19 protein-coding genes are annotated in these 24,673 nt (G+C 70.3%); 10 read left to right on the forward strand and 9 right to left on the reverse strand.

Features of this window, described 5'->3' with window-relative positions; genetic code table 11:
* From ACTMTJ_RS40585 to ACTMTJ_RS40595, 3 genes are read left to right on the forward strand one after another with little or no spacing between them, the layout of a single operon-like run.
* A complete protein-coding gene (locus ACTMTJ_RS40585) occupies window positions 1–2,124 on the forward strand; it encodes an outer membrane protein assembly factor BamB family protein (protein ID WP_441224084.1) in 2,124 nt (707 codons plus the stop codon).
* A complete protein-coding gene (locus ACTMTJ_RS40590; protein WP_441224085.1) occupies window positions 2,124–2,576 on the forward strand; it encodes a type II 3-dehydroquinate dehydratase in 453 nt (150 codons plus the stop codon). The genes ACTMTJ_RS40585 and ACTMTJ_RS40590 overlap by 1 nt, the downstream gene beginning before the upstream one ends.
* Complete coding sequence (locus ACTMTJ_RS40595; protein ID WP_441224086.1) at window positions 2,573–3,622, forward strand: Gfo/Idh/MocA family protein; 1,050 nt, start codon at window positions 2,573–2,575, stop codon at window positions 3,620–3,622. The genes ACTMTJ_RS40590 and ACTMTJ_RS40595 overlap by 4 nt, the downstream gene beginning before the upstream one ends.
* A 190-nt stretch (window positions 3,623–3,812) precedes the next feature.
* Here ACTMTJ_RS40595 and ACTMTJ_RS40600 read toward each other — a convergent pair whose 3' ends face one another.
* Both ACTMTJ_RS40600 and ACTMTJ_RS40605 read right to left on the reverse strand, forming a co-directional pair.
* Window positions 3,813–4,460, reverse strand: a complete 648-nt coding sequence (locus ACTMTJ_RS40600) for a TetR/AcrR family transcriptional regulator (protein ID WP_441224087.1) — start codon at window positions 4,458–4,460, stop codon at window positions 3,813–3,815.
* Between the two features lie 179 nt (window positions 4,461–4,639).
* A complete protein-coding gene (locus ACTMTJ_RS40605) occupies window positions 4,640–5,437 on the reverse strand; it encodes an IclR family transcriptional regulator (protein ID WP_441224088.1) in 798 nt (265 codons plus the stop codon).
* Between the two features lie 219 nt (window positions 5,438–5,656).
* On the opposite strand from ACTMTJ_RS40605, the gene ACTMTJ_RS40610 reads away from it, so the two are divergent.
* The 4 genes from ACTMTJ_RS40610 (at window position 5,657) to ACTMTJ_RS40625 (ending at window position 9,503) form a co-directional block, all read left to right on the forward strand.
* The gene (locus ACTMTJ_RS40610) at window positions 5,657–6,220 is read left to right on the forward strand and encodes a TRAP transporter small permease (RefSeq protein WP_441224089.1); all 564 of its coding nucleotides are present in this window, start codon (window positions 5,657–5,659) and stop codon (window positions 6,218–6,220) included.
* Complete coding sequence (locus ACTMTJ_RS40615) at window positions 6,217–7,497, forward strand: TRAP transporter large permease (protein ID WP_441224090.1); 1,281 nt, start codon at window positions 6,217–6,219, stop codon at window positions 7,495–7,497. Before ACTMTJ_RS40610 ends, ACTMTJ_RS40615 begins: the two co-directional genes overlap by 4 nt.
* A 47-nt stretch (window positions 7,498–7,544) precedes the next feature.
* The gene (locus ACTMTJ_RS40620) at window positions 7,545–8,579 is read left to right on the forward strand and encodes a DctP family TRAP transporter solute-binding subunit (RefSeq protein WP_441224091.1); all 1,035 of its coding nucleotides are present in this window, start codon (window positions 7,545–7,547) and stop codon (window positions 8,577–8,579) included.
* 69 nt (window positions 8,580–8,648) lie between these two features.
* On the forward strand, window positions 8,649–9,503 hold the full coding sequence (locus tag ACTMTJ_RS40625; RefSeq protein WP_441224092.1) for a shikimate dehydrogenase: 855 nt from the start codon (window positions 8,649–8,651) through the stop codon (window positions 9,501–9,503).
* On the opposite strand, the gene ACTMTJ_RS40630 is transcribed toward ACTMTJ_RS40625, so the two are convergent.
* The 3 genes from ACTMTJ_RS40630 to ACTMTJ_RS40640 all read right to left on the reverse strand — a co-directional run bounded on the left by ACTMTJ_RS40630 (window position 9,492) and on the right by ACTMTJ_RS40640 (window position 15,664).
* Window positions 9,492–12,215: a TIM barrel protein gene (locus tag ACTMTJ_RS40630; RefSeq protein ID WP_441224093.1), complete on the reverse strand. Its 2,724-nt coding sequence runs from the start codon at window positions 12,213–12,215 to the stop codon at window positions 9,492–9,494. The genes ACTMTJ_RS40625 and ACTMTJ_RS40630 overlap by 12 nt on opposite strands.
* A gap of 3 nt (window positions 12,216–12,218) precedes the next feature.
* Entirely contained in the window at window positions 12,219–14,135 is a 1,917-nt protein-coding gene (locus ACTMTJ_RS40635; RefSeq protein ID WP_441224094.1) for a hypothetical protein, read from the reverse strand.
* 281 nt (window positions 14,136–14,416) lie between these two features.
* On the reverse strand, window positions 14,417–15,664 hold the full coding sequence (locus ACTMTJ_RS40640; RefSeq protein WP_441224095.1) for a metallophosphoesterase: 1,248 nt from the start codon (window positions 15,662–15,664) through the stop codon (window positions 14,417–14,419).
* A 99-nt stretch (window positions 15,665–15,763) separates the two neighbouring features.
* Between ACTMTJ_RS40640 and bluB the strand changes: the two genes are divergently transcribed.
* Both bluB and ACTMTJ_RS40650 read left to right on the forward strand, forming a co-directional pair.
* On the forward strand, window positions 15,764–16,414 hold the full coding sequence (gene bluB, locus ACTMTJ_RS40645; RefSeq protein ID WP_441224096.1) for a 5,6-dimethylbenzimidazole synthase: 651 nt from the start codon (window positions 15,764–15,766) through the stop codon (window positions 16,412–16,414).
* Between the two features lie 4 nt (window positions 16,415–16,418).
* A complete protein-coding gene (locus ACTMTJ_RS40650) occupies window positions 16,419–16,769 on the forward strand; it encodes an antibiotic biosynthesis monooxygenase family protein (protein ID WP_441224097.1) in 351 nt (116 codons plus the stop codon).
* A 96-nt stretch (window positions 16,770–16,865) separates the two neighbouring features.
* On the opposite strand, the gene ACTMTJ_RS40655 is transcribed toward ACTMTJ_RS40650, so the two are convergent.
* The gene (locus tag ACTMTJ_RS40655) at window positions 16,866–18,398 is read right to left on the reverse strand and encodes an alpha-N-arabinofuranosidase (RefSeq protein ID WP_441224098.1); all 1,533 of its coding nucleotides are present in this window, start codon (window positions 18,396–18,398) and stop codon (window positions 16,866–16,868) included.
* Window positions 18,399–18,637: 239 nt separating this feature from the next.
* Here ACTMTJ_RS40655 and ACTMTJ_RS40660 point away from each other — a divergent pair, with 239 nt between their 5' ends.
* On the forward strand, window positions 18,638–19,528 hold the full coding sequence (locus ACTMTJ_RS40660) for an alpha/beta fold hydrolase (protein WP_441224099.1): 891 nt from the start codon (window positions 18,638–18,640) through the stop codon (window positions 19,526–19,528).
* A 25-nt stretch (window positions 19,529–19,553) separates the two neighbouring features.
* Here ACTMTJ_RS40660 and ACTMTJ_RS40665 read toward each other — a convergent pair whose 3' ends face one another.
* The 3 genes from ACTMTJ_RS40665 to ACTMTJ_RS40675 form a co-directional block, all read right to left on the reverse strand.
* Entirely contained in the window at window positions 19,554–20,153 is a 600-nt protein-coding gene (locus ACTMTJ_RS40665; RefSeq protein ID WP_441224100.1) for a CGNR zinc finger domain-containing protein, read from the reverse strand.
* Window positions 20,137–21,024 carry an alpha/beta fold hydrolase gene (locus ACTMTJ_RS40670; protein ID WP_441224101.1) on the reverse strand — a complete coding sequence of 296 codons (888 nt, stop codon included), beginning with the start codon at window positions 21,022–21,024 and terminating at the stop codon, window positions 20,137–20,139. The genes ACTMTJ_RS40665 and ACTMTJ_RS40670 overlap by 17 nt, the downstream gene beginning before the upstream one ends.
* 284 nt (window positions 21,025–21,308) lie before the next feature.
* Window positions 21,309–24,599: a BTAD domain-containing putative transcriptional regulator gene (locus tag ACTMTJ_RS40675; protein ID WP_441224102.1), complete on the reverse strand. Its 3,291-nt coding sequence runs from the start codon at window positions 24,597–24,599 to the stop codon at window positions 21,309–21,311.
* Between the last annotated feature and the right edge of the window lie 74 nt (window positions 24,600–24,673).

A 24,673-nucleotide genomic window follows, 5' to 3' on the forward strand; every position in this document is an offset into this window, starting at 1 on the left:
ATGGCATACATCGACCGGAGAAACCTGCTCAAAGGCGCCGCGGCGGCGGCCGTCGCCACGACCGCCGCCCCCGCCGCCGCCGCGACACCCGCCACCGCGGGCGGGCGCGGACCCGGCGCCGCGGACCTGCGCCGCTTCGACACCCCCGGCGACAAGGACTTCCCCAAGGTCGGCGGCAACCTGGGGAACCAGAACTACACCTCGCTTCGGCGCGTCAACCCCGGCAACGTGCGCCGGCTGCGAGGCGCGTGGCTCAACCGCATCGAGGGCGGGATCACCACCGGCAACAACGAGAGCACCGCGGTCGCGGTCGACGGGACCATCTACATCGAGTCCGCGCTCGGCAACGTCGTCGCCGTCGACGGCGCCACCGGCCAGACGAAATGGCGCTTCGAGCAGACGCGCGGCACGCTGGTCCGCCGAGGTGTGGCGGTCGGCGACGGCAAGGTGTTCACCAAGTCGAACGAAAACTACGTCATCGCACTGGACCAGGAAACCGGCCAGGTCCTGTGGGAGCGTCAGGTCGACGGCTTCGGCAACATCGAGAAGGTCGCCGTCGTCTACTGCGACGGCATGCTGTTCTGCGGCACCAACGACGGCCCGCGCGGTGCCGCCGTGGCGCTCGACGCCCGCGACGGCGCCTTGCTGTGGCATTTCTGGGGCACACCCGGGCCGGGCGAGTTCGGCAACGACACGTGGGAGGGCGACTCCTGGACGGAGGGCGGCGCCACGCCGTGGATCCACCCGGCCGTCGACCCCGAGCTCGGGCTGACGTACTGGACGTTCGGCAACGCCCGCGGCTACAACTCCTCGCAGGACGGCTCCGCGCGCGGCGGGCAGAACCTGTTCGCCAACTCGCTCGTGGCGCTGGACATGCGCACCGGCGCCTACCGGTGGCACTTCCAGTCGGTACACCACGACATCTGGGACATGGACAACGTGATGGCGCCGGTGCTCGCCGACGTCACGATCCGCGGCCGGCGGCGCAAGGTGGTCGTCTACGGCAGCAAGTCCGGCATGTACTTCATCCTCGACCGGGTCGACGGCACCGCTCCGCTGGGCGTCGTCGAGCGGCCGGTGCCGCAGGAGCCGCGCCAGAAGACCTGGCCGACCCAGCCGTTTCCGGTGCAGGGCGGCTGGACCGAGCAACGCGTCGTGGACCAGCCGCTGGGGACCTCCGTGCCCGGCGACCCCAACCGGGCCGTGCCCAACTACGTACAGGGCGCGCTCTACGACCCGCACTGGGACGTGCCGATCCTGTCCATCCCCGGCCACGGCGGCGGCGCGGACTGGTCGCACCTGTCCTTCAGCCACCGCACCGGCCTGGTCTACACCGGCTTCGGGTACGTCGCCGCGGCGCACTCGCTGACCGAGAGCAGCAACGGCCTGCGACCGCCGGGGGAGTACCAGACCGGCGGCGTCGTCGCCGTCGACGTCAGCACCAACCGGGTCAGGTGGAAGCGGCGCATGCCCTACTCGCTGGCGCACGGCAACGGCATCCTCACCACCGAGACCGACCTGATGTTCATCGGCCAGCCGGACGGCAACCTGCTCGCGATGGACGCCCGCACGGGCCGCGAGCTGTGGCGCTTTCAGACCGGGGCCGCGATCAGCTCCAGCCCGATCATGTACCGGGCCGGCGGCAAGGAGTACCTGGCCGTGTACGCCGGCGGGACGAACATCCCGTACGGCAACTCGGCCCCGCGTGGCGACTTCCTCTGGGCCTTCGAGCTCGACGGCGACCTCGGCCCGGCGCCCACCCCGCCGCCCCCGGTGATCCGCCGGCCGGTCTCCGGCGGCCCGGTCGACGGCGCCGCGGTCGCCAACACCGTGGTCGTCGGACGCACCTACAACGCCGCCACCGGGCAGATCGGGACCACCGAGTCGTTCGCGGTCGCCGGCATGGCCCCCACCCACCTGCGGGTCCCCGCCGGCACCACGGTCACGTTCACCAACCATCAAGGCAACACCGGCGAACGCGGTGTCACCCAGTTCTTCGAGGGCCTCTTCGACGTCCGCCTCGCGCCCGGTGAGTCGTTCCAGTACACGTTCGCCCACGCCGGCGAGTACTTCTTCAACGACCCGGCCAGCCCCAGGTCGACCGGCAAGATCGAGGTCTACTAGTGGCCCGCCGCGTGTTCATCCTCAACGGTCCCAACCTCGACATGCTCGGCCGCCGCGAGCCACGGGTGTACGGGACGGTCACCCTGGCCGAGATCGAAAAACGGTGCCGGACGCTGGCCGCCGAACTCGACTTCGACCTGTTCTTCGCGCAGTCGAACGCCGAGGGCCAGCTGATCGACTGGCTGCACCAGGCGTACGACGAGGCGGCCGCGGTCATCGTCAACCCCGCCGGGCTGTCCACCCGGTCGGTCGCCCTGCACGACGCGCTCCGGATACTCGAGCAACCGGTCATCGAGGTCCACCTCACTAACATCTTCAGCCGGGAGGCGACCTACCACGACGGGCTGGTGACCGCCCGCGCGGCCGGCGGATTCCTGGCCGGGTTCGGCGCGGACGTGTACGAGCTGGCCCTGCGCGGTCTCGAAGGATTGCCGGGCGGCCCGCCGGCATGAGGATCGGCGTCATCGGTTGCGGGAAGATCGCGCGAAGTCACGTAACCGCCCTGCGCGACATCGCCGGCGTCAAGGTGGTCGCGGTCGTCGACGTCGACATCGGACGCGCACGTGCATTCGCCGCCACCCACGGCGTCCCGCACGCCTACCAGGACGCGGACCAGATGCTCGCCACGGGCCTGGACGCGGTCACCGTCTGCACCCCGCACGCCGCCCACGAGGAGGGCGTCCTGGCGGCGGCCCGGCACCGCACGCACGTTCTCTGCGAGAAACCTGTCGCCCTCACCGTCGCGCAGGCCCAGCGGATGATCGCCGCGACCCGCGCGGCCCGGGTCCGGTTCGGCGTGCTGTTCCAGCGCCGCTTCTGGCCGGCCGCGGCACAGATCCGCCGAGCCATCGACGACGGCCGGCTAGCCACGCCCATCTGCGGCGGCGTCGTGGTCCGGCTCAACCGCGACGCCGACTACTACGCCGAACCGTGGCGTGGGCGCCTGGCCACCGAGGGCGGCGGCGTCCTCATGACGCAGGCGATCCATCACATCGACCTTCTGCAATGGTTCATGGGCCCGGTCCGGCGGGTCACCGGCCGCTGCGCCACACTCGTGCACCGCGACCTCATCGAGGTGGAGGACACCGCGGCGGCGGTCGTCGAGTTCACCTCCGGTGCGCTGGCCACCATCCAGGCCGGCACGACGTTCCGGCCCGGACTGGGCGGGCAGGTCTGGATCAGCGACGCACGCGGACGCACCGCCGGCGTGACGGAGTTTCCGGAAGGCGTCGGCTTCACCGACATCTCGACCGTCCCGGGCGAGGAGACGTCGCAGACCGGCCGGCTCCAGGCCGGCACGCCGGACCTGCCGCTCGCCGAGGTCCACGACCACCTGGCGCCATACCACGCCAGGCAGATCAGCGACTTCGTCGACGCCGTCACCCACGACCGCGAGCCGGCGGTGACCGGGGTGGACGCGGTCCGGTCTCTTCAAATCATCGAGGCGATCTACGCGTCGTCCCGGATCGGCACGCCGGTGGACCTCGCCGGCGACTAGAGACCTTCGGGGTCGGGGTCGCCGTCCGTCGTGTCGTTACTTCGAGGCAGATTTTCCCGCCTTCGCGTCAGCTGCGGACCGTATGCTCCCGCGGGCACCGCTCCCGGCCGGCGGCTCGCCAGGGCGAGCCGAAATCCCCGGCCGTCCACTGCCAGCTCCGCGGGACGGCCCGCCACCTGACGCCGAAGCTCTAGGCGGCGAGGTAGCGCGCGACCATGTCACCGCACATCGTCCGGTAGTAGTCGCGGCGCGACGGGTCGAGCAGGTCGCGGCCGAAGATGGCGCCGAACGTGTGCCGGTTGGCGACGTGGAATACGCAGAACGCGCTGATCATCATGTGTACGTCGACCGCGTCGACGTCCGCGCGGAAAAGGCCCTCCGACCGGCCGCGGCGCAGGATGCCCTCCAGCATGGAGATTACCGGGCCGCTGAGGTCGACCAGCTTGACCAGTTCCTTGACGTGCTCGGCGTTGTGGATGTTTTCGATGCTGACCAGCCGGATGAACTCAGGATGGGCGCCGTGGTGGTCGAAGGTGACCTCGGCGACCCGGCGCAGCGCCGTGACCGCGTCGAGGTTGTCCACGCTGACCTCGCGCTCGGCCGCCCGGATCCGGGCGTAGGCCCGTTCGAGGACGGCGATGTAGAGCTGCTTCTTGCCGCCGAAGTGGTAGTAGATCATCCGCTTGGTCGTGCGCGTCAGGGCGGCGATCTCGTCGACCCGGGAGCCGTGGTAGCCGTGCGCGGCGAACTGCGATGTGGCGACGTCGAGGATCTCCTCGCGCGTCCGCACGCTGTCCCGCACGCGTCCCTCAGCGGCCGGCGCCCGAGTTTCTGCCATCACGTCCTCCGATGTCCAGCCGGCGCGGCGTGACCGAGCTTGCCACGGCCCTTGACTTTCCCGCCAACGGCTGGCTAACTAACGTACCAGTTCGTATAACAACTACCGTCGCCAGCATCTTCACCGGTCCGCACGGCCGGAGGTGACAAACCTTGTGCTTTTCGGACTTGAACGCCGCGCTAGCTGGCGGCGCCAAAGGGGTGGGTGAACCCGCGCTCGGACATCTGGCGGGCCATCCGCATGAGGTCGGCGGCGAACTCGGCCACCCGGGTCTCGGTGAAACGGACCGTCGGGCCGCTGAGCCCCAGTGCGGCGATGACCCGCCCGGATCCGCCGATGATCGGGGCGGCGACGGCGGACAGGCCCTCCTCGCGCTCGCCGTGGCTTTCGGCGTAGCCCTTCACCGCGGCGCCGTCGATCCACTCGCGCAGCCGCTTGACGTGCTTCGGACCGTAGGGCGAGCTGCGGGCGATCCGGTCCAGCAGGGCGGGGCTCGCATCGCGCAGGAGGATCTTCGCCGAGGCGCCTGCCCACATCGGCAGCTCGTCGCCGACGTGGACGACGTGCCGCAGGGGCTGGGGGCCCTCCTGCTGGGCGATGCACACCCGGTAGACGTCGCGGACGACGTAGACGTTGACGGTCTCGCGCTGGCGGGCGGCAAGCTCGCGCATGCTGCGCTGCGTGTCCGGCGGCAGCTCCCACGAGCGCTGCACCAGGTGTGCCCACCGCCAAAGCCCGGGCCCGGCCATGTATCCGTTGGCGGTCGCCCAGAGCAGGCCGCTCTGCTCCAATGTGGACAGCATCCGCAGCACGGTGGTCTTCGCCAGGCCGGTCGCCTCCACGATCTCGCGGATCGAGATGGCCGGTCGATCCTCGGTGAGCAGGCCGAGGATGTCCAACGCGCGTTGCACACTCCGCACGCCCTGCGCGTCGGCGGCCTCCGCCGCCGGGGCACCTCGCCTGGTGCGCGCCTCCACGCTCTCCCACTCTCCTCGCCGACCGGTGGATGGTGCCGAGCGAACCATCGAACCACGCGTCACCGCGATTCTCCTACCCGGCCGCGCGTTTCACACATCCGTAACGGTCCGGACTCGAAAGCTTGCCAGAAGCGGCTGGCACCCGTACGTTAGCACGCAGTCCGCTAGATGGCCCATTCGGTCCGGCTAGTGGTCTACCTTGAAGGGGAGTGGTCGCTGATGACCGGCGAGCAAGTTGTCGCCACAGACCTCTCGGCGGCCGACGCCGCCGAGCAGGTCCCTCGGCGGCCCGAGCCGCGGCTGCTGCGCGCCTGGGCGTCGGTGGAGTTGGCGATCGCCTGCGCCGCGGTCGTGGCCATCTTCCTCAGCGTGCTCTGGCAGGTGATCAGCAGGTACGTGCCGGCCCTCAACTGGCCGGAGGTGGGCGAGATAGCCAACTACTCGCTGATCATCCTGACGTTCGTCATGGTCGGCTATCTCATCGGCAACAACGGCCACATCACCATCCAGGTCATCGACTACGTGGCCAAGGGTCGGGCCCGGACGGTCGTCAAGGCCGTGTCGGCGGCGTGCACCGCGGTGATCTGCGCGCTGCTGGTGTGGGAGGCGATCGCGTTGATCCAGGCGTATCCCAACCGGCGCACGGCGGCTCTCGAAATCCCGATCTGGATCCTGTACGCGTTTCCGTTGGTCGGCTTCCTCTCCGGCGCTGTGCGGGCGATCGTGCGCATCTTCCAGGCCGGCCACCCGGATCCGGTTTTCGACGCGGCGGAGGTTCGATGATTCTCGAACTCTGGATGGTCGGCGCCCTCATCACCCTGCTGCTGCTCATCCGCGTGCCGGTCGGGCTCGCCTTCATCGGCCCGTGCCTGTGGTGGGCGATCGCCGACGGAAACTCCAGCGGGTTCGCGCTGAAGACCACCTTCGACGGCCTCAACAGCTTCCCGCTGCTGGCCGTCCCGCTGTTCATCCTCGTCGGCGTCATGGCCAACCGGCTTGGCATCGCCGACCGGCTCTACGAGTTCTGCCTCGCCGCGCTCGCCCGGGTTCGCGGCAACCTCGCGTACGTCAACATCGGCACCGCGGTGGGCTTCTCGTGGATGAGCGGGTCGGCGCTCGCCGACGTCGCGGGACTTGGCAAGATCGAGGTCCCGCACATGGTCAAGGCCGGCTACCCGTACCGCTTCGCCGCCGGCCTGTCGGCGTCGTCGGCGCTCATCAGCCCGGTCATGCCACCGAGCATCCCCGCCGTCATCTACGCCGCGACGGCGGCGGTCTCCACCGGTGCGCTCTTCGCCGCGTCGGTCGTCCCGGCGTTGCTCATGGCGGTCGGGCTCTGCGTGTACGTCTTCTTCTATACCGCACGCCGCCCAGATCTCGTCTCCGTGCCGTTCGACCGCAAGCGGTTGCGCGACGCGGCGATCGGCACCATCGGCCCAGCCCTCGTCCCGGTCATCCTGCTCGGTGGCATCCTGTCGGGCACCTTCACGCCGACCGAGGCGGCGTCGGTGGCCGTGCTCCTGATGTTCGTGCTCGGCCTGCTCTACCGCACGCTGACGCTCCGGGTGCTGCTCCAGTCCCTGCGCGAGACGGCCGCCATCACCGGCGGGATCGGGCTGATCCTGGGCTCAGCGGCGCTGCTCGGTCTGATCCTCACCCGCGCGCACGTGTCCCGAGACGTTGCCGGCCTTGTGACGTCGTTGTCGGACGAGCCGTGGGTCTTCATGCTCATGGTCAACGTCGTCATGCTCGTCATCGGTACGGTCGTCGACGCGACCGCCGCCATCCTCGTCACCGTGCCGGTGCTGCTGCCGATCGCCGTCGACCTCGGCGTCGACCCCATCTACTTCGGGGTCGTCATCATCATCAACCTGATGATCGGTCTGCTGACGCCTCCTGTCGGCAGCGTCCTCTTCGTCACCGCCTCGGTAACGGGTCGACCGGTCGAAGAGGTATTTCGCGGGGTCGTCCCCTTCCTGATCCCGTTGCTGGCCGTGCTCGTCCTGGTCACCGCGTTTCCCTCCGTCGCGTTGTGGCTGCCCCGACTGCTCGGATTCTGACCCTCCAGCCCCGCACCCCATCCCTGACCTGATAGGAGAGGGAGCCCATGTATCCACGACCGGTCAGCCGGCGGCGGCTCGTCGCCGTGCTCGCCCTCACCATGCCGCTGGTTCTCGTCGCCGGCTGCTCCACGGAGAACAACGCGCCCGCCGCTGAAGGTGAGAACCCTCGTCTCACCTTGAAGATCGGGAGCTCCCAACCCGAGACACAGCCCAACTTCTACTGTGGAATGAAGCTCCTCAAGGAAAGAGTCGAAGGGCAGAACCTCAACCTCACCCTCGACCTGTTTCCAAACAGCCAGCTAGGCCCCGACGCCGAACGCTTCGCCAGTGTCCAGACCGGCGACATCGACATCGACCTACAGGGCGGGTCCGCGATGTCGACCGCGTTCCCGAAGATCGGCGTGCTCGACGCGGCCTACGTGTTCAACGACGTCGACCACTTCTTCAAGTGGATCGACCAGAATGGACAGGAGTTCTTCAAGGAGTTCAACGCCGCCACCAAGACGACCATTGTGGACTCGTGGTACTTCGGGATGCGCACGTTCACCGCGACCAAGCCGATCCGCAAGCCCGAAGACCTCGCCGGTCTGAAGATCAGGTTCCCGAACACGCCGCAGTTTCTGGCCAACGCCAAGGCGCTCGGCGCGAACGCCGTCGCCATCGCCGTCGAGGAGCTCTACCTGGCTCTCCAACAGGGCGTCGCGCAAGGACAGGAGAACCCGGTCGTCGCCACCCACGCGCAGAAGTTCGACGAGATCCTCAAGGTCGCCAGCCTGACCAACCACCAGGTCGGCACCCACTACGTCGTCATGTCCGACAAGACCCTGGAGAAGATGAGCCAGGCCCAGAAGGACGGACTGTTCAAGGCGGTCCGCGACATCCGCGCCGAAAACCGCAAGTGTGTCGACGACGAGACCCAGAAGGTGCTCGACGGGTGGCGCGCGGACTCGGGACGGACCGTGGTGGAGATCGACCAGGTCGACCGCCAGGCGTTCATCAGCAAGTCCGAGGCGTACTTCAACACCTACTTCAAGGGTGCGGACCTGGAGCTGTACAAGAACGTCCGCGCGTCCGCCTGACTTTCCGCCGGAGGGCCGGCGCGACCGGCCCTCCACGTCCATCCCAGGCGGCGCCGACCGGGAGGTGTCATGGTCCTGATCGGACTGATCGGCGAAGGCATCCAGCGATCACACGCACCCCTGCTACACCAGGCGGAGGCCGACCGCCAGGGAGTCCGGCTGCACTACACGACCATCGACTCGGCGGAACGCCGCCTGGCGGCCGGTGACCTGCCCGACCTGCTGCACTGGGCCCGCACGCTCGGATACCGCGGGCTGAACGTCACGCACCCGTTCAAGCAGGACGTCGTGCCGCACCTCGACGAGCTGTCGGACGACGCCCGGGTACTCGGTGCGGTCAACACCGTCGTCTTCGACGCCGATGCCAGCCGTGGCTACAACACCGACGCCCCGGGGTTCGCGCGCAGCTTCGCCCAGGACTTCTCCGGCGCCCCACGAGAGCGCGTCGTGCAGCTCGGCGCCGGCGGAGCCGGATGCGCGGTCGCGCACGCCCTGCTGACGCTCGGCGTCGGCACGCTGACGCTTGTCGACCTCGACCTCGCCAAAGCGACCCGACTGGCCGAAGCCCTCGCGGCCGAGTTCGGCGCACATCGCGTCGCCGCGGGCCAGCCGGGCGAGCTGACCGCCGCGCTCGCGGCGGCCGACGGCGTCGTCAACACCACGCCGGTTGGGATGGCACACCACCCGGGATCGCCCGTCCCGGAGGCTGACCTCCGCAAGGACCTGTGGGTTGCCGACATCGTCTACCGGCCGTTCGACACCGCGCTGCTGCGTGCCGCCCGAGCCGTCGGCGCGTCGACGCTGCACGGCGGCGGTATGAACGCCTACCAGGCCGCCGTGGCGTTCGAGCTCTTCACCGGCCAGGCCGCGGACGCCGAGGCGATGCGTGCCCACTCGGCCGAGCTGCTCAGCTCAGGACGCTGACCCGGCCGCCTCCGGTGCCCGGTCGAGGTGTTCACGCGCGGCCGCGATCGCCATGCGGGCATGCTCCTTCCCACCGACCTGTGCCACCTGCGTCGCTTTCGGTATCTCCAGCGCGTACGGCAGACCGGGTGGCAGGGCATCGAGGATGCCGTGTACGTCGATGCCGCCTTCACCGGGGAAGAGCCGCTCGAACCGAGCGGTGTGGATGAGCCCCTCGTTCGTCGCGGGCACCCCGGGCGGCGCGTCGCACACATGGATGAAATGGAACCACTCGGCCGGCAGCTGGCGAAGGTCCGCGACGCTCGACCCGGAGCGCGCGAAGTGCAGCAGGTCGACGAGGATTCCGGCGTTGGGCTGGTCGGCTCCGCGCAGCACACGTATCGCCTCGCGCAGGTCCGGTGTCTCCGTCCACGATGGAAACTCCAGGTCGACCGTGAGGCCGAGCGGCCGCGCCATCTCGCACAGCCGCGCGAACCTGTCGACTTTGCGCACCCGGTCGGGATCGGGTAGTTGGGTGATGACGTGCCGCGCCCCGAGCTCCGCGCCCGCCTCCAGAAACCGCAGGAAGTCCTTCGGGTCCTCGTCCGGGCTGATCCGGGCGAGCTCGATGTCGAGGACCTCGACGCCGGTCGCGGCGAGGCGGACCTTGGTGGTGCGCATCAAAGCCGGGTCGGTGGCCAGCGGGTAGTGCGGCTCCTGCGCCGTCACCCGGGTCAGCCGCAGCCCCACGTACCGGTAGCCGGCGTCCGCGGCGGCGTCGACGAGCTGCGGCGGCGACAGGCTCAGCGCGGTCAGGTGGGCCAGCGAATACTCGTGCCGCTCGTCCCGGCGCGACGCGGGCGTGTCCCGCAGCGCGATCAGCCGGCGCTCCCGATGGGCGGCCATCCGGACCGGTGCGCTCGGGTCGCCGTAGCCGGCGTAGCCGCCGACGCGTTGCACGACCGCGAAGAACACGCGCGAGCCGAGCATCTCGGTGTAGAAGTGCAGGTATGCGCCGTGCTCGTCGCGGTCGTAGAGGATCGAGTGCTCCCGTAGCGCGGCCAGCAGGTCCGGCGGCAGGTCGAGACGGGCGTCGAGGTCGGCGTAGTAGTTGTCCGGGATCTTCAGGATCGACGCGCCGAGTGCGCGCATCGCCTTCGCGCTGGCGATCGCGTCGTCGGTGCGAAACGCGACGTGCTGCGGGTTCGGGATCGCCGGCGCCCAGTCGCCGCGGCGCAGCGGCGCGGTGTGGAGCGTGATCCTGACCCGCCCGTCCGAGTTGGTGGCGTCCCGGCCGCGGATCAGGCCGAAAGGCGCGGCGATGTCGGTCGTCTGGCCCGCGCGCAGGCCGAGCACCGCGCGGTAGAACAGCGTGGTCTCGTCGAAGTCGTCGACGGCGTCGGTCAGCGAGACGTGGTCGGTGTCGGTGACGCCGCCGCGGGCGGGCGCCGTCGCGCCGGTGGGGACGAAGTCCTCCAGCCAGCTGTCACCGTCGGCGCCGGTGCGGACCAGGAAGACCGCCGTCCCGTCCGGTGCGGCGACGGACGTGAGCTCCGCCTCCTCCGGTTGGCGCAGGCGTGGCAGCACCGGGGCGAGCAACCGCTCCGCCCGCCGCGTCGATCCGGCCGGATCCTCGCTCTCCACCGCGAGCGCGCAGATCGACGCCGTGCCCGGCGTGACCGTCCGCTGTGGTGCGAAGTTCACCAGCACCCGGGCCTTGCCCTGCTCCCACAGCTGCACCGGCTTGGAACGGTGCTGCCCGGTGTGCGCGAACCCGAGCGCGGTCAGGGCGCGCGCCGTGGCCGGACCGGAGACGGCGTCGACGGCGAGCTCGGTGAACACGTGCCCGGCGAGCGCCGGCGCCGGTGGCAAACCGCCCAGCCGAAGCCGTTCCCGTACCGCGGGCGCGGCGGACGCACCGGCCGCCTCCTGCAAAGCGAGCAGCGAGCGCATGCCGTCGATCGCGGCGTACCGGGGGTCCGCCTGCCGGTAGACGTCGTTGAACACCTCCAGCGACAGCGGGCCGTCGTATCCGGTGGCCAGCACATGGCTGACGAAGGTGGTGAGGTCGAACGAGCCGAGCCCGGGAAACAAGCGATGGTGCCGGCTCCACTCCACCACGTCCATGCTCAGCCGCGGTGCGTCCGCCAGCTGCACGTGGAACACCTTCGCTCCGGGCACGACCCGGATGCCGGCCGGATCGTCGCCGCGCGAGAGCACGTGAAAGCTGTCCAGGCACAGGCCGAGCGCCGGGTGGCCGGCACGCCGGACGATGCGCCACGCGTGCGCGTAGGTGTTGACGAACCGGCCCCAGGCCAAGGCCTCGTAGGCGATCCGCAGTCCGCGCTCCTCGGCCCGGCTGGCCAAGGTATGCAACTGCTCGGCGGCGAGGTCGTCGTCGTCCACCGCGTCCGCCGACACCGACGAGCAGACCAGCAGGGTGCTGGCACCAAGCTCTTCGAGTACGTCGAACGTGCGTTCCGCGCGCCGGAGGTTGGCGGCGAAGACGTCCGGAGGGACCGCCTCGACGTCGCGGAACGGCTGATACAGGTCGATCGACAGTCCACGCCGGGCACACTCCTGGCGCACCCGGCGTGGTGACCACGATGACGCGATGAGGTCGCTGTCGAACAGTTCGATGCTCTGAAAGCGCGCCGCCGCGGCGGCCGAGAGCTTGTCCTCGAGCGTTCCCGAGAGGCAGACGGTCGCGATGGCCAGCCGGTAGTCGGACATGGGTCAGAGCCGCTCGCTGTCCCAGGGACGGCGGAAGCCGGACTCGCTGTAGTAGCGGATCACGTTTCCGTGGCGGTCGACCTCGCGCCGGTAGTGCTTGAGGAAGTCCCACATCAGCGGCGACTCCTCCGGCATCGTGTTGTGCGAGCGGTAGACGTTCTTCGTCAGCTTCAGCACCGGGATGGCGGTGTCACGATCGCGCCACGTCCAGGTCTGGAAGCGGTCGTGCCAGCCGCCGCGCTCACCGTCCGGGTCGTCCACATCGGACAGCTCAAGGCCGTTGACCGCCAAGTGGTACCGCGCCCACGCGTCGAGGCTGTTGTCCACGTCGTCCCAGAGCCCACCCGCGAGGAACCCGAGGTCGCCGTAGCCGTAGATCTGGTAGTTGGGTATCGCCTGCCCGCTGGCCGGGTGCTGCACGCCATCCATGGTGATCGTGCCGGCCGTGCTGGGGGCGGCGGTGAACGACGTGGACGCGACCGCGGCGAAGTACTCCGGGAACGCGATCGCCAGGTTTTGGGTGACCGCGCTGCCCGCGGACTGCCCGGTGGAGTAGAACCGCGTCGGGTCGACGGGGTACTCGCGCACCATGACGTCGCGCAGCTGCCGGAAGAAGGCGAGCGAGTCGCGGTGGCTGACCGAGATGGACGTGTTGCTGTACTGCTCGCAGATGACGACGAGGACGAACCCCTCACGTTCGGCGACCTTCCACCACTGGGCGGCGTCGAAGAACACCTTGTCGGTCTGGCTGTTGCCGGGCCACACGAACACGACGGGTGCCTTGTCCCGCCACAAACGGCGGGCGGAGCGGGGCACGTGGACCAGGTACTCCCGGACGAACCCTTCGACGGTCATCGTCCGCACCCGCACACCCAGCTTGGCGTAGTCAGCGCGTTCGAAGAGCTGGTTGCCGTAGGCGAAGAAGTTCTCGTAGCGGGTGTACGACGTCAGGAAGTCCACGATCTGGCTCGTGCTCGGCTTGTTCCGGTGGCTGACCGGTCCCTTTTGGACGGCGACCCGCGCGATCGGCCCGGCGTACGACGTCATCCACCGGCCCGACCGGTGCCGCTGCCGGTAGACCGTGCCGAGGGTCCGGTCGGAGGTGCCGGCGTCGACGGTGTCGTTGGCGCGCTTCCAGTAGGACAGGCTCGCGCCGACCGAACGCGGCTCGGGGTGGACGAACCACGTCGGCAGCACTGTCTCGTCGTACCTGATGAGGTCGAAACCCTCCGGGAACACGACGTCGGTGTAGGTGCCCTCGGTGTCCCCGTCGAACTCCCGCGCCGCGTACGAGTCCAGGTACTCGGCGCTCAGGCCGGGGGAGTCGACGTACACCTGGCTGATGACCCGCAGCGGATGCGCGACCGCCCACGCCTCCAGCGCCGGAGCACCCGCGCCGTAGCCGACGAGATAGTGCAGCCCGAAGATCGAGAAGTAGCGATTGCTTTGGTAGAACGCCATCGCCGCCTCGACGTAGGCCGTCTCCGCCTCGTGGTCACCCCAGCCGCCCGCACCCGGTTCGAGGATGAACAGGCCTTCCTCCCGCCGGTCCGCGACGTCGACCCACGACGACCTCCGGAGGAACTCAGCCGTGTCCACCCCGTCGGGCACCGCGACCACCGTGTAGTACGAGCGGATCGGCGTCTCGGGGGAGATGTAGACCTTCGCGGTGCGAGCCTGTCCTCCGACGTCGAACGACTTCGTCCAGTACCCGCTCATCTCCCTCGGCAGCTTGTTGGCTCGGGAGTAGTCGTAGGCGGGAAACGGGCGCCCGTCCAGCGGCCGCGCCTCGCCGAGGCCGCCCGCGCCATGACCTGACGCGCCGGCCGCGGCCGGCGGCACCCCGAGTGTTTCCGTGACCAGCGTCGCAGTCACGGCGAACGCGGCGGTTCCCTGAAGCAGTTGACGTCGGTCGATCATCGCTGGTGGCCCTCCGTCGTGAGACAAGGTGTGTCGCCGCGATGGCACCGCGCGGCCGGCATGCTCGTCGACTCGCTGTGCGTCCGCTCCAGCGGGTCCACCTGATGGACTCAGTGATCTGCTAGGCAGACCATAGTCCCGTCTATGAGCAACCGGCAATACCTTCGCGCGCTCTCCGCGGAGCCGGCGGCCCGCGGGAGCAAACGGCCTACAGCTGGCGCGGACGTGGGCAAATCCCCTGACGGGAAAGCTGTCTGGCGCGCTGCCGCCGCGGCGTCCGGCTACCTTTCGGTGGCCCGGAGGGTTAGCAGGGTGATGTCGGGATCGGCGCCGACCCGGACCGGTGGGCCCCAGAATCCGGCGCCGTTGGTGACGTACACCGGCGTCCCGTCCACCTCGCCCAGTCCGGACACCACGGGCTGCTGGAGCCCGACGAGGTAGTTGAAGGGAAACATCTGGCCGCCGTGGGTGTGGCCGGAAAGTTGCAGGTCGACGCCGTACGGAGCGGCGTCGTGCACGGCAACCGGCTGGTGCGCCATCAGCACCACCGGGCGGGACGTGTCCCGGTCGGCGAGCGTCGCCGCGTAGTCCGGTGGGTCCGCGTACTGCGCGCCGGTGATGTCGTTGACGCCGGCGAGGTCGAGCACACCGCCACGGTGACTGATCTCGACCCGTTCGTTGCGCAGCACGCGCAGGTCCAGCTCGGCGGCCGCCTCGGTCCAGTTCTCCGGGCCGACGTAGTACTCGTGGTTGCCGGTGACGTAGTACACCCCGTGCCGGCCGCGCATCCGGGTCAGCGGCAGCAGGGACTCCCGCACCCGGCCCGGCTCGGACGTGACCACGTCGCCGACCACCGCGACCAGGTCGGCGTCGAGGTCGTTGACGATCTCCACCATGCGCTCCACCTGGCCGGTGCCGAGCAACGGTCCGACGTGGAGGTCCGCCAGGACCGCCAAGCGCAGCCCGTCGGCTCGGCGGTCCAAGCGGGTCAACGGGATGTCGTGCCGTTTGACGGTCGGCGTCCGGTAGGCCCGGCTCACCCCGAAGCCGGTGAAGCTCACGGCGACCGCCCCGGCCGTGATGGCCGCCCCTCTTCGCAGCAGCAGCCGCCGGTCCGGATCGTGGCCGGGCTCCGGCTCGGCGTCGGCTGCCGGCGGCGAGTCGATGGCGCCGCCCGACCCGCCCGCACCCGCCAGCACCGGGACGGCCGCGGGCTGCTCCGTCCGGGCCGGCCGTCGAGTCACGAACCGCGCCGCCAGCACCGGCAGCTCGAGCAGCAGCAGCGTGAGCAGCAGGTAGAACATCAGCGCCAGCCACACGTAACCGGGCAGGGTCAGCCAGCGCAGACCGGACGGCAGCCGGTCACCGAGGATCAGCGTGGCGATGAGGAGCACCAGCGCGCCGGCGATCGCCGCCCCTCCCACCCGCCGCCACCGGCCGGGGCGGGTGGTGCCGCGCACCAGCCGGTGCCACAGGTACAAATGGATCAGACCGGCTATCCCGAATATGATCGCGACGAATACGAGCACCCGGTCTCCTTCCAGCGGCGGCCGGTCAACGCTAGACAGCGAGGGCTCCGCCGACCACGCCACCACAGCTTGTTCTCAGATTCGAGGCGGAGCCTGCCCATGACCAGCCAGCTGTACGACGTCATCCATCGTCGCCGCGACGTCCGTGGCCAGTTCACCGGTGCCCCGGTCGCCGACGAGGTCCTCGACCGTGTGCTCGCCGCGGCCCACGCCGCGCCGAGTGTGGGGTTGTCCCAGCCGTGGGACTTCATCGTGGTGCGCGACCTGGCGGTCCGCGAGGCGTTCCACCGCCATGTCCGTCAGGAGCGGGACGTGTTCGCCCGCACGCTCGACGCCGAAGCCGCTGAACGGTTCGCCCGCATCAAGATCGACGGTGTGCTGGAGTCCACGTTGTCGATCGTGGTGACCTACGACGCCGACCGCGGCGCTCCCGCCGTGTTGGGCCGGCACGCCATCGCCGATGCCGGTCTGTACTCGGTGTGCCTGGCCATCCAGAACCTGTGGCTGGCGGCCACCGCCGAACAGCTCGGCGTCGGTTGGGTGTCGTTCTACCGCGAGGAGTTCCTGCGGCAGCTGCTGGACGTTCCGGCCGGTATCCGCCCGGTCGCCTGGCTCTGCGTGGGGCCGGTCACCCACCTGGAAGCGGTACCGGACCTCGAACAGCACGGCTGGCGTCGACGCCGGCCCCTGCACGCCGCCGTGCACACCGATCGTTGGGGTTCGCCCAGCGCCGACGACTTGCGAGAATGAACGCATGACCGTCGTCAAGATCAACGCCATCACCGTGCCGGCCGACAGCGGCGACGAGCTGGCGCGCCGGTTCGCCGCGCGTGCCGGGGCCGTCGACGACCAGGACGGGTTCGAAGGCTTCGAGCTGCTCCGGCCGGCCGACGAGCGGACAACCTGGCTTGTCGTCACCCGCTGGCGAGACGAGGAGGCGTTCCAGGCCTGGGTCACCTCGCCCGCGTTCGCGCACGGGCACCGCTCGGCCGCCGAGCGCGCCGGCGAGCCCCCGACCGCTCCGATCGGAGTGCACAGCGAGGTCTGGTCGTACGTCCCGGCCGGCGGATCCACCCCGACCCGACCGCCGTCTCCGGGCTCCTAGATGATCTATTCCAAGGGGTCTCACTCAGGGCGACCAAGCCCTGTTTCAAGGTGAGTGGCATCGGGCCCGGACCACGACGCACATCGCGGTCGCTTCTCAGCTCGCGAGCAGGAGGCGGACGGTCACGTACGAGTGGGGTGGCAGGGTCACCTCCAAGCCCTGGGCGCTCGCCTTGAGCGCGGTGTGCGGCCGCGGGGTGACGGCGTCGGTCCGGGCCGCGGAGTTGTGTGCGTTGAGCGACTCCCCGGTGAGCACCCGCGCCTCGTAGTCCGTCACCTCGCGACCGCGCAGATCCAGCGTCACGGTCTCGGGCCGCTCGGCGTGCAGGTTGGTCAGCGAGACCAGGGCAGCGCCGTCCTTTGTGGACGCTGATGCGGAGACGGTGCTCAGCTTCTCGGCTCCGACCTCGACCGTGGGTACGCCGCCGGGCAGGTGGACGGCGAGGCCGCGGGCGTCGTGGTGCGCGGTGTTCATCGCGAACACGTGGTACGTGGGCGTGCGGATCAGCGTGCCGGTCCGTTCGTCGGTGAGCAGCATCGCCTGGAGCACGTTGACGGTCTGGGCGATGTTGGCCATGACGACGCGCTCGGCGTGGCGGTGGAACGCGTCGAAGTGGACGGTGGCCACCAGCGCGTCGCGGAGGGTGTTCTGCTGGAAGAGAAAGCCGGGGTTCGTGCCTTCCTCGACCTCCCACCAGGTGCCCCACTCGTCGACGACGAGCCCGATCCGGCGGTGCGGGTCGTAGGAGTCCATGACGGCGGAGTGCCGGCGCACCAGCTCCTCGATCCGGCCGGCGCGGAGCATCGTGAGGTAGTAGTCGTCGGTGCTGAACTCGGTGGCCCGACCGGTCGGCACGCCTTCGCCGTAGTTGGTGTAGTAGTGCAGCGACAGCGCCTGGAACGGGCCGTTCGGCTGGCGGGAGCAGCCGAGGCAGGAGACCGCCTTCATCAGCGCCTCGGTCCAGGCGTAGTCGTCGGTGTTGGCGCCGGCCGCGATGCGGTAGACCTTGTTGCCACCGTGGTCGCGCACGAAGGTGGCGTATTGCCGGGCCAGGTCGGCGTACGCCTCGGCGCGCATGTTTCCGCCGCAGCCCCAGGCCTCGTTGCCCAGGCCCCAGAACGGCACCCGCCACGGTGCCTCGCGTCCGTTCGCCTTGCGCAGCGCGACCATCGGCGAGTCACCGTCACGGGTCAGGTACTCCACCCACTGGCTCATCTCCTGGACGGTGCCGGAGCCGACGTTGCCGTTGACGTACGGGTCGGCGCCGAGCAGCTCGCACAGCGCCATGAACTCGTGCGTGCCGAAGTGGTTGGTCTCCTCCACGTTGCCCCAGTGCGTGTTCACCATCCGGGGACGTGCCTCGCGCGGGCCGATGCCGTCCCTCCAGTGGTACTCGTCCGCGAAGCACCCGCCGGGCCAGCGCAGGTTGGGAATCCGGATCTCCCGCAGCGCCTCGACGACATCGGCCCGGATGCCGCCGATGTTCGGTTGGTCGGAGTCTTCGCCCACCCAGAAGCCGCCGTAGACGCACCGTCCGAGGTGTTCGGCGAAGTGCCCGTACACGTGGCGGCTGATCGTGGGTCCGGGCAGGTCGAGGTTGACGACGGCGTGGATGGGGGCGGTGGTCACCGCTGTACTCCTTGGGGTCAGTGACGGGTCAGCCCTTGATGCTGCCGGACAGAGCAGCCCGCTGACGATGTGACGTTGGATGAAGATGAAGAAAACGACCATCGGGACGAGAGCGATGACTGAGACCGTCATGAAGCCGGCCCTCATCCACCGACTCAACGGCGCGCCTAACTAACCGGTATCGGGGTAGTAAGGGGTTACCCGGCGTCGATGGCGCCCCGAAGAGTCAGGAGTGAGGCATGGTCACCGCCCGAGTCTTGCACCGCTACGCCGACGTGGACGGGGTTCGCGTCTTCTACCGGGAGGCAGGGGAGCCCGACAGCCCGGTCACGCTCGTGTTGCTGCACGGGTCTCCCAGCTCGTCGCAGATGTTTCGCTTCGTCATCGGGCCGCTGGCCGACACGGGTGTCCGCGTCCTGGCTCCCGACCTTCCCGGCTTCGGTCTGTCGTCGATGCCCGACCCGGATGGGCAGTACACGTTCTCCTGGATCGCCGACGTGGTCGAGGAGTGGCTGGCGCGGCTCGGGGTCACCGACAAGATCCTGTACGTGCACGACTACGGGTCGGCGGTCGCGTACCACCTCGCGACGCGCTCGCCGTCGACGGTCCGCGGCTTGATCGTCCAGAACGGCAACGGCCACGACGAAGGGCTCGGCAGCGCGTGGGACGTCTGCCGCGCCTACTGGGCCGACCCGACCGAAGAGAACAAGAGCCGCATCGAATCGTGGCTGCACTACGAAGGCACCAAGAACACGTACCTCCAGGGCCTGCCGGAGCGGCTGGCGGAGCTCGTGCCGCCGGAGTCGTGGGAACTCGACTGGCGTGCGATCTCGCGCGGCCACGGGCTCGACGCCCACTGGGAGCTGTTCACCGACTACCGGACGCACGTGGCGCGCTTCGGCGAGATCGCGCGCTTCCACCGGACCGAGCAGCCTCCGACCCTGATCGTGTGGGGCGTCCACGATCCGTACTACGCCATCGAGGAGGTGGTCGCCTACCACCGGGAGCTGCCGGCCGCGGAGAGCCACCTCCTGGACGCCGGGCATATGCTCCTCGAAACCCACAGCCCCGAATGCCTCTCGCTCATGCGTCCCTTCGTCGCCGGCCTGGCCGAGCCGAGCAGCTCGTGACCGCCGGGCGTGGCGGGGGAGCGGGTCAGGCCGCGTGGCGGTGGCGGCTGGCCTTCTCCCGGTTTCCGCAGGTGCTCATGCTGCACCACCGGCGGCGCCCGCCACGCGAGGAGTCCAGAAACAGCCAGCCGCACCGCCCGCACGCCCGGACCCGCTCGGCGGCCAGGGTGAACAGCGCTTGCACCGACAGCAGCGACAACGCCTCCGGGATCGCGCCGGGTGCGGCCCAATCGGCGGCTAGGTGACCCAGGCGCGCGTCGGCACCCTGGAGCCGGCCAGCACGTAGGCCCGCCCCGCTCCGTTCCAGCAGTACGCCAAGAGCGGCGCCAGGGACGACATCTCCGCGCGACACGGCGTCGAAGACCGCCCACGCGTGCTCGCGGATCGAACGAACCTCGGTCACCAGACCTTCCGCGACGGCGTCGCTCAGGGCAGGCGCGTCTTCGAACAGCCCGACGGACGCACACCAGGTGAGCACGTCGGTCGGGGCCTTGAGCAGCTCGTTGTCCGGCACCGGGTGCGTCCGGTTGAACACCGTGTTGGTCAGATCCAGCGCCGGGTGGCCACCGATGAAATGCCCGTCCTGCCACGGCCCGCGAGCTCGGGGCTTACGCCGGGTGTCCATCGTTGTCCAGCACGAACGCCCGCATCAGCGCGGCGCACTCGGCGGCGTGTGTCTCCAACAGCAGGTGCGCGCCGTCGTAGATGTGCGCCTCGACGCGCTCGAGGGCGCGGTGGTAGGCGAGGACCTCGTCGACGTCGAAGTACGGGTCGTGCCGTCCCCACAGCACGAGCGCCGGCGGCTGGTGAGCCTTGTGGTACTCGGCGAGCTCGTCGAAGCGGGCGACGTGGTTGGCGTAGTCGGTGAACAGCGCGAACTGCGCGTCGAGGTTGCCCGGTCGGGTCATGCGCGCCCAGTCGAGGTGCCACGACTCGGGGGAGGGCAGTTCGCGCAGGTACTCGGGCAGACCGGCGAGGTACTGGTCGCGCGTGCCGGCGAAGTTCAACCAGTCCGGCAGCTCGGCGCGCGTGTCGTCGCTGGGGTCGGCCCAGTACGCCTTGGCGCTGTCCCACTGCTCGCCCAGACCGTCCTCGTGCGCGTTGCCGCTCTGGACGATCAAGCCGCGGACCCGAGCTGGGTCGCGGGTGGCCAGGTGGTAACCCACCGGTGCGCCGAAGTCGTGCAGGTAGACGAAGAAGCGCTCGATCCCGAGCCGGTCGAGCAGGTGCGCGATCGTCCACGAGAGGTTTTCGAAGGTGTAGTCGTACTCGTCGACGGTTGGCGACGAGGACAGGCCGAAGCCTGGCAGGTCGGGCGCGACCACGTGCGCTACGTCGGCCAGCGGCGGCATGACCTCGCGAAACCCGTGCGACGAGTTGGGAAACCCGTGCAGCAGCAGCACCGTCGGCCGGCTTGGGTGTCCGACCTCCCGGTAGAACACCTCCAGACCGTCGACGTCGCACCGTCGGTGGCGGATCTTGTGGATCGTCTGCATTCGCATCCTCCGGCTCGCGGAGCCATCAACGCCAGGTAACCCCTTACTACCCTGATACGGGTTAGTTAGTCGTTGGTGGCTCGGAGACGGTCAGAAGCTGCCGAAACCCCCGGCGTCGCCGACCCCGTAGCTGCCGTGGTGGCTGGTGCCGCGTTCGAGTCGTTCCCGGCTGCGGCGGGTCGGCACCGGCCACGCCGCCCGGTTCGTACACCAGGCGGTGGGGGCCTGGTGCGGCTGCTCCCACGGGCCCGCGGCCGCCGACGTGTCGGGCCGCGGCGGTCTGGTCAGGCCAGTAGTGGACGGTGGGCTCGGGCTCGCTCGTGCCACAGGGGTGCGTCGGCCTTTCCGGCTATCCGCGCGGCTCGTTCGTAGTGGGCGTCAGCCGGCAGCGCGAGGAAGCCGGCGAGGTCCGCCAGCACGTGGGCGATCGGCCCGAGTGCGACGTTCGCGGTGGTGCCGCCGGCGATGAGGTCTTCCAGTGGCAGGAGGGCCTGGTACGCGGCGCGGGCGCGGGCGAGGTCGTGGGTGGCCAAGGCGTGTAGTGCGCGGAGGGTCCACCTCAGGTCGTAGACGTAGTCGCGCCGGATCGATGTCGCCTCGATCGTGGCGCGCGAGGCGTCTGTGTCGCCGGCCAGTGCGAGGGCGAGCGCGCGCAGTTCCGGCATGGTGCGCAGTTCGGGCTGGCTGTTCGGGGTTTGGCCGAGGCAGATCCGGGGCACGTCGGCCGCCCTGCCGGCGTCGATGGCCAGCATGGCTCGGGCGACCACCATGAGGTCCGGTTCGTCACCCCAGCGGCCGAGGGGGTCCAGGCGGCGGGTGGCGTCGAGGTAGGCGGCCTCGGCTTCGTCGTGGCGGCCGGCGGCGGCGTGCAGCAGCGCGCGGTGGCAGCCGGCGATGCCGAGGGTGAGCGGCTGCTCGTAGGTCGTCGCGAGCCGTCCGACCGCTTCGACGTGCTCGGCGGCGGCGGCCAGGTCGGCGCGGGCGGTGTGTGCGCCGGCGAGGGCCATCCGGCCGAGGATCTCCGCGTGGAAGAGGCGGTGTTCGGCCGCGACGTGGAGCAGTTCGTCACCGGCGCGGACCCGCTGGTCCAGGTCGAGGACGGAGTACGACTGGAGGAACGTCGCGTTGAGCGCCATCATCAGCAGGTGCGGGTCGCCGAGCCGGCGCGCCATCGCCTCGGCCTCGGTGGCGGCGGCGCGGCCGCGCGGGTCGTCCTCGCCTTCGAGTTCCAGGGCGAGGTTGACCAGTAGCCGGCCGCGTGGCTCGCTGTCGCCGTCCGGCAGCCGGGCGAGTGTCCGTGTCGTCAACGCGATCACCGCGGCGTTGACCGTCCCGTATGGACGGTTGGTCCACAGCGTCGGCACGTCGAACGACGCGAGGACTCGCGCGGTCAGCAGCGGGTCGTCGACCGCCGCCGCCTCGCGCAGCGTCTCGTCACGCAGGGCTCGCGCGGCCACCAGTTCACCGGCGTGGGCCAGCGCGTGGACCCGGCCGAGCAGGAGCCGCAGCCGCTCGGTTGGTGTGCCGCCGGCCCGGTCGCGGGCGGCGAGCGCCTTCTGCCACAGCCGGTCGGCGTCGCGGTAGGCGTACCGTCGTTGTGCCTCCTCGGCGGCCAAGGCGGCGTACCGGCTGGCGGATGCGGCGAGCTGCGGGCTGTTGGCCGCCTCGAAGTGGTGTGCCAGCGTCGCCACGTCGTGCGGGGTGGAGTGTTCCAGTGCCGTGGCGGCGCGCGCGTGCAGCCGGCCTCTGCGCAGCTGCGGCACGCTTTCGTAGAGCGCCTCACGTACCAGCGCGTGGGGGAAGGCCACCGCGGTCGGGCCGGTCTCGACGAGCAGACCCACCATGAGCGCCGCCTCGACGGCGTTCAGGACGGACTCCTCGTCGGCGCCGGACACCTCGGCGAGCGCGTCGAGGCCGATGTGGTGGTCGAGCACGGCGGCCGCCACGAGGACGGTCCGCGCGGTCGCGGGGAGCATCGACACCCGGCGCCGGACCACGTCTCGCACGCCGGCCGGCACCACCGAGAGCGCTGCGGCCGGCCCGTCCGACTCCAGCAGCCGGGCGGTCTCGCGGACGAAGAACGGGTTGCCGCTTGTACGCTCGGCGATGGCCGCGAGCGTCTGGCTGTCTACATCGGATGAACAGGTGGCCGCGACGATCTCGCTGACCGCCCAGTCAGGCAGGCCGCGGAGCTCGACGCGCTCCGGGTGGTGCGCGGCGACAAGTGCGAGCAGCTCGTCCAGCAGCGTCGAGGACTCGCCGTCGCGGACGGTGAACAGCAGCGTCGACCGGCTGTCCCGCAGCGTGTGCAGGACACCGGCGATGAGCGCGAGGGTCTCCTCGTCGAGCCGGTGCACGTCGTCCAGCACGAGCAGGAGCGGCCCGCACGCGAGCAGGTACTCGCCAAGCGCGCGGTGTATGCGGTGGCGGCCGTCCAGCGGGTCGCCGCCGGCCGGCGACTCGTCGGCGAGCAGCCATCCCAGCTGCGTCGCGACCGCCGGATCGGGCGGACGCACCTCCGCCAGCGAACGGACGGCGCCGATCCACGCCCAGCCCGGCGGCATCCCATCGGTCTCGGCGCACCGGCCCTGCCCGACCGTCCACCCGCGCCCGCGCAACCGGTCCGCGACCTCGCGCGCGAGGCGGCTCTTGCCGGCGCCGGTCTCACCGGTGACAAGTACCAGCTGAAGCGCCGGACGGTCCGCGACCGCCAGGACCCGGTCGAGCTCGACGTCCCGGCCGACGAACAGATCCACCTCGGCGGGTGGGGACGGGGGAGTGGGCGGCGGCATCGGCCGGGCCAGGGTGAGGTGTGTGGCCTGCGCCAGGATGTCGGACTCCAGCTGCCGCAACGCGGGCCCGGGATCGACGCCGAGATGTTCGCGCAGTGTCTGTCGCGCCTGACGCAGCGCCGCCAGCGCGTCACCCTGCCGGCCGCAGGCGTAGCGCGCCAAGGCGAGCAGCCGCCACCCCTCCTCGCGCAGCGGGAACCGTACCGCCTGCGCCTCCAGGTCGGCGATGAGCTCACGTGCCCGACCCAGCCGGATCAGGGCGTCCGCGCGCCGCTCGGCCGCGACCCGGTGCAGCTCGGTGAGTCGTTCGACCTCGGGTTGGGCCCATCGCTCGGTGGCGAACTCCGCGTAGGCCGGCCCGCGCCACAGCGCGAGGGCCTCGTCGAGGACGGCCAACGCCGGGGCCGGCTCGCCGGCGGTGGCCGCCGACCGGACCAGCTCGGTGAAGTGCCACGCGTCGACCTCGTGCGGCGCGGCCCGAAGGGCGTAACCCGGCGCGACGGTCACCAGCCGGGTCGGTGCCGCGCGGGGCGCGCGGTCTGGCTCGATCGCCCGCCGCAACCGGGACACGAACGTTTGGATCGTCGCGATCGCCTGGGCCGGTGGATCACCGTCCCACAGGTCGCCGACCAACCGGTGTACCGGCACCGTGCGCCCGTTTTCGACGAGCAGCCGGGCGAGCAGGGCGCGTTGCCGCAGTCCGGGCATGGCCAGCGGGCGGTCGGATCCGTGCACCTCCAGCGGCCCGAGCACCCGGAACGCGATGGTCTCCGAACTGATCATGGCCTGTGCAGGGTACCGAATCAGGCGTCCGGATTCTGCAAGAAAGCCGTCTGACCGGGCGCTGACAGCCGCGC

Source organism: Phytohabitans sp. LJ34 (genome assembly GCF_052068095.1).
In the GTDB taxonomy this organism is placed as follows: Bacteria; Actinomycetota; Actinomycetes; order Mycobacteriales; family Micromonosporaceae; genus Phytohabitans.

Coding starts and splice junctions, on each gene's coding strand:
- ACTMTJ_RS40660 (WP_441224099.1), top strand. CDS start 18,638: ATGGTCACCGCCCGAGTCTTGCACCGCTACGCCGACGTGGACGGGGTT.
- ACTMTJ_RS40625 (WP_441224092.1), top strand. CDS start 8,649: ATGGTCCTGATCGGACTGATCGGCGAAGGCATCCAGCGATCACACGCA.
- ACTMTJ_RS40615 (WP_441224090.1), top strand. CDS start 6,217: ATGATTCTCGAACTCTGGATGGTCGGCGCCCTCATCACCCTGCTGCTG.
- ACTMTJ_RS40650 (WP_441224097.1), top strand. CDS start 16,419: ATGACCGTCGTCAAGATCAACGCCATCACCGTGCCGGCCGACAGCGGC.
- ACTMTJ_RS40610 (WP_441224089.1), top strand. CDS start 5,657: ATGACCGGCGAGCAAGTTGTCGCCACAGACCTCTCGGCGGCCGACGCC.
- ACTMTJ_RS40585 (WP_441224084.1), top strand. CDS start 1: ATGGCATACATCGACCGGAGAAACCTGCTCAAAGGCGCCGCGGCGGCG.
- bluB (WP_441224096.1), top strand. CDS start 15,764: ATGACCAGCCAGCTGTACGACGTCATCCATCGTCGCCGCGACGTCCGT.
- ACTMTJ_RS40670 (WP_441224101.1), bottom strand. CDS start 21,024: ATGCAGACGATCCACAAGATCCGCCACCGACGGTGCGACGTCGACGGT.
- ACTMTJ_RS40595 (WP_441224086.1), top strand. CDS start 2,573: ATGAGGATCGGCGTCATCGGTTGCGGGAAGATCGCGCGAAGTCACGTA.
- ACTMTJ_RS40675 (WP_441224102.1), bottom strand. CDS start 24,599: ATGATCAGTTCGGAGACCATCGCGTTCCGGGTGCTCGGGCCGCTGGAG.
- ACTMTJ_RS40620 (WP_441224091.1), top strand. CDS start 7,545: ATGTATCCACGACCGGTCAGCCGGCGGCGGCTCGTCGCCGTGCTCGCC.
- ACTMTJ_RS40630 (WP_441224093.1), bottom strand. CDS start 12,215: ATGTCCGACTACCGGCTGGCCATCGCGACCGTCTGCCTCTCGGGAACG.
- ACTMTJ_RS40600 (WP_441224087.1), bottom strand. CDS start 4,460: ATGGCAGAAACTCGGGCGCCGGCCGCTGAGGGACGCGTGCGGGACAGC.
- ACTMTJ_RS40665 (WP_441224100.1), bottom strand. CDS start 20,153: ATGGACACCCGGCGTAAGCCCCGAGCTCGCGGGCCGTGGCAGGACGGG.
- ACTMTJ_RS40635 (WP_441224094.1), bottom strand. CDS start 14,135: ATGATCGACCGACGTCAACTGCTTCAGGGAACCGCCGCGTTCGCCGTG.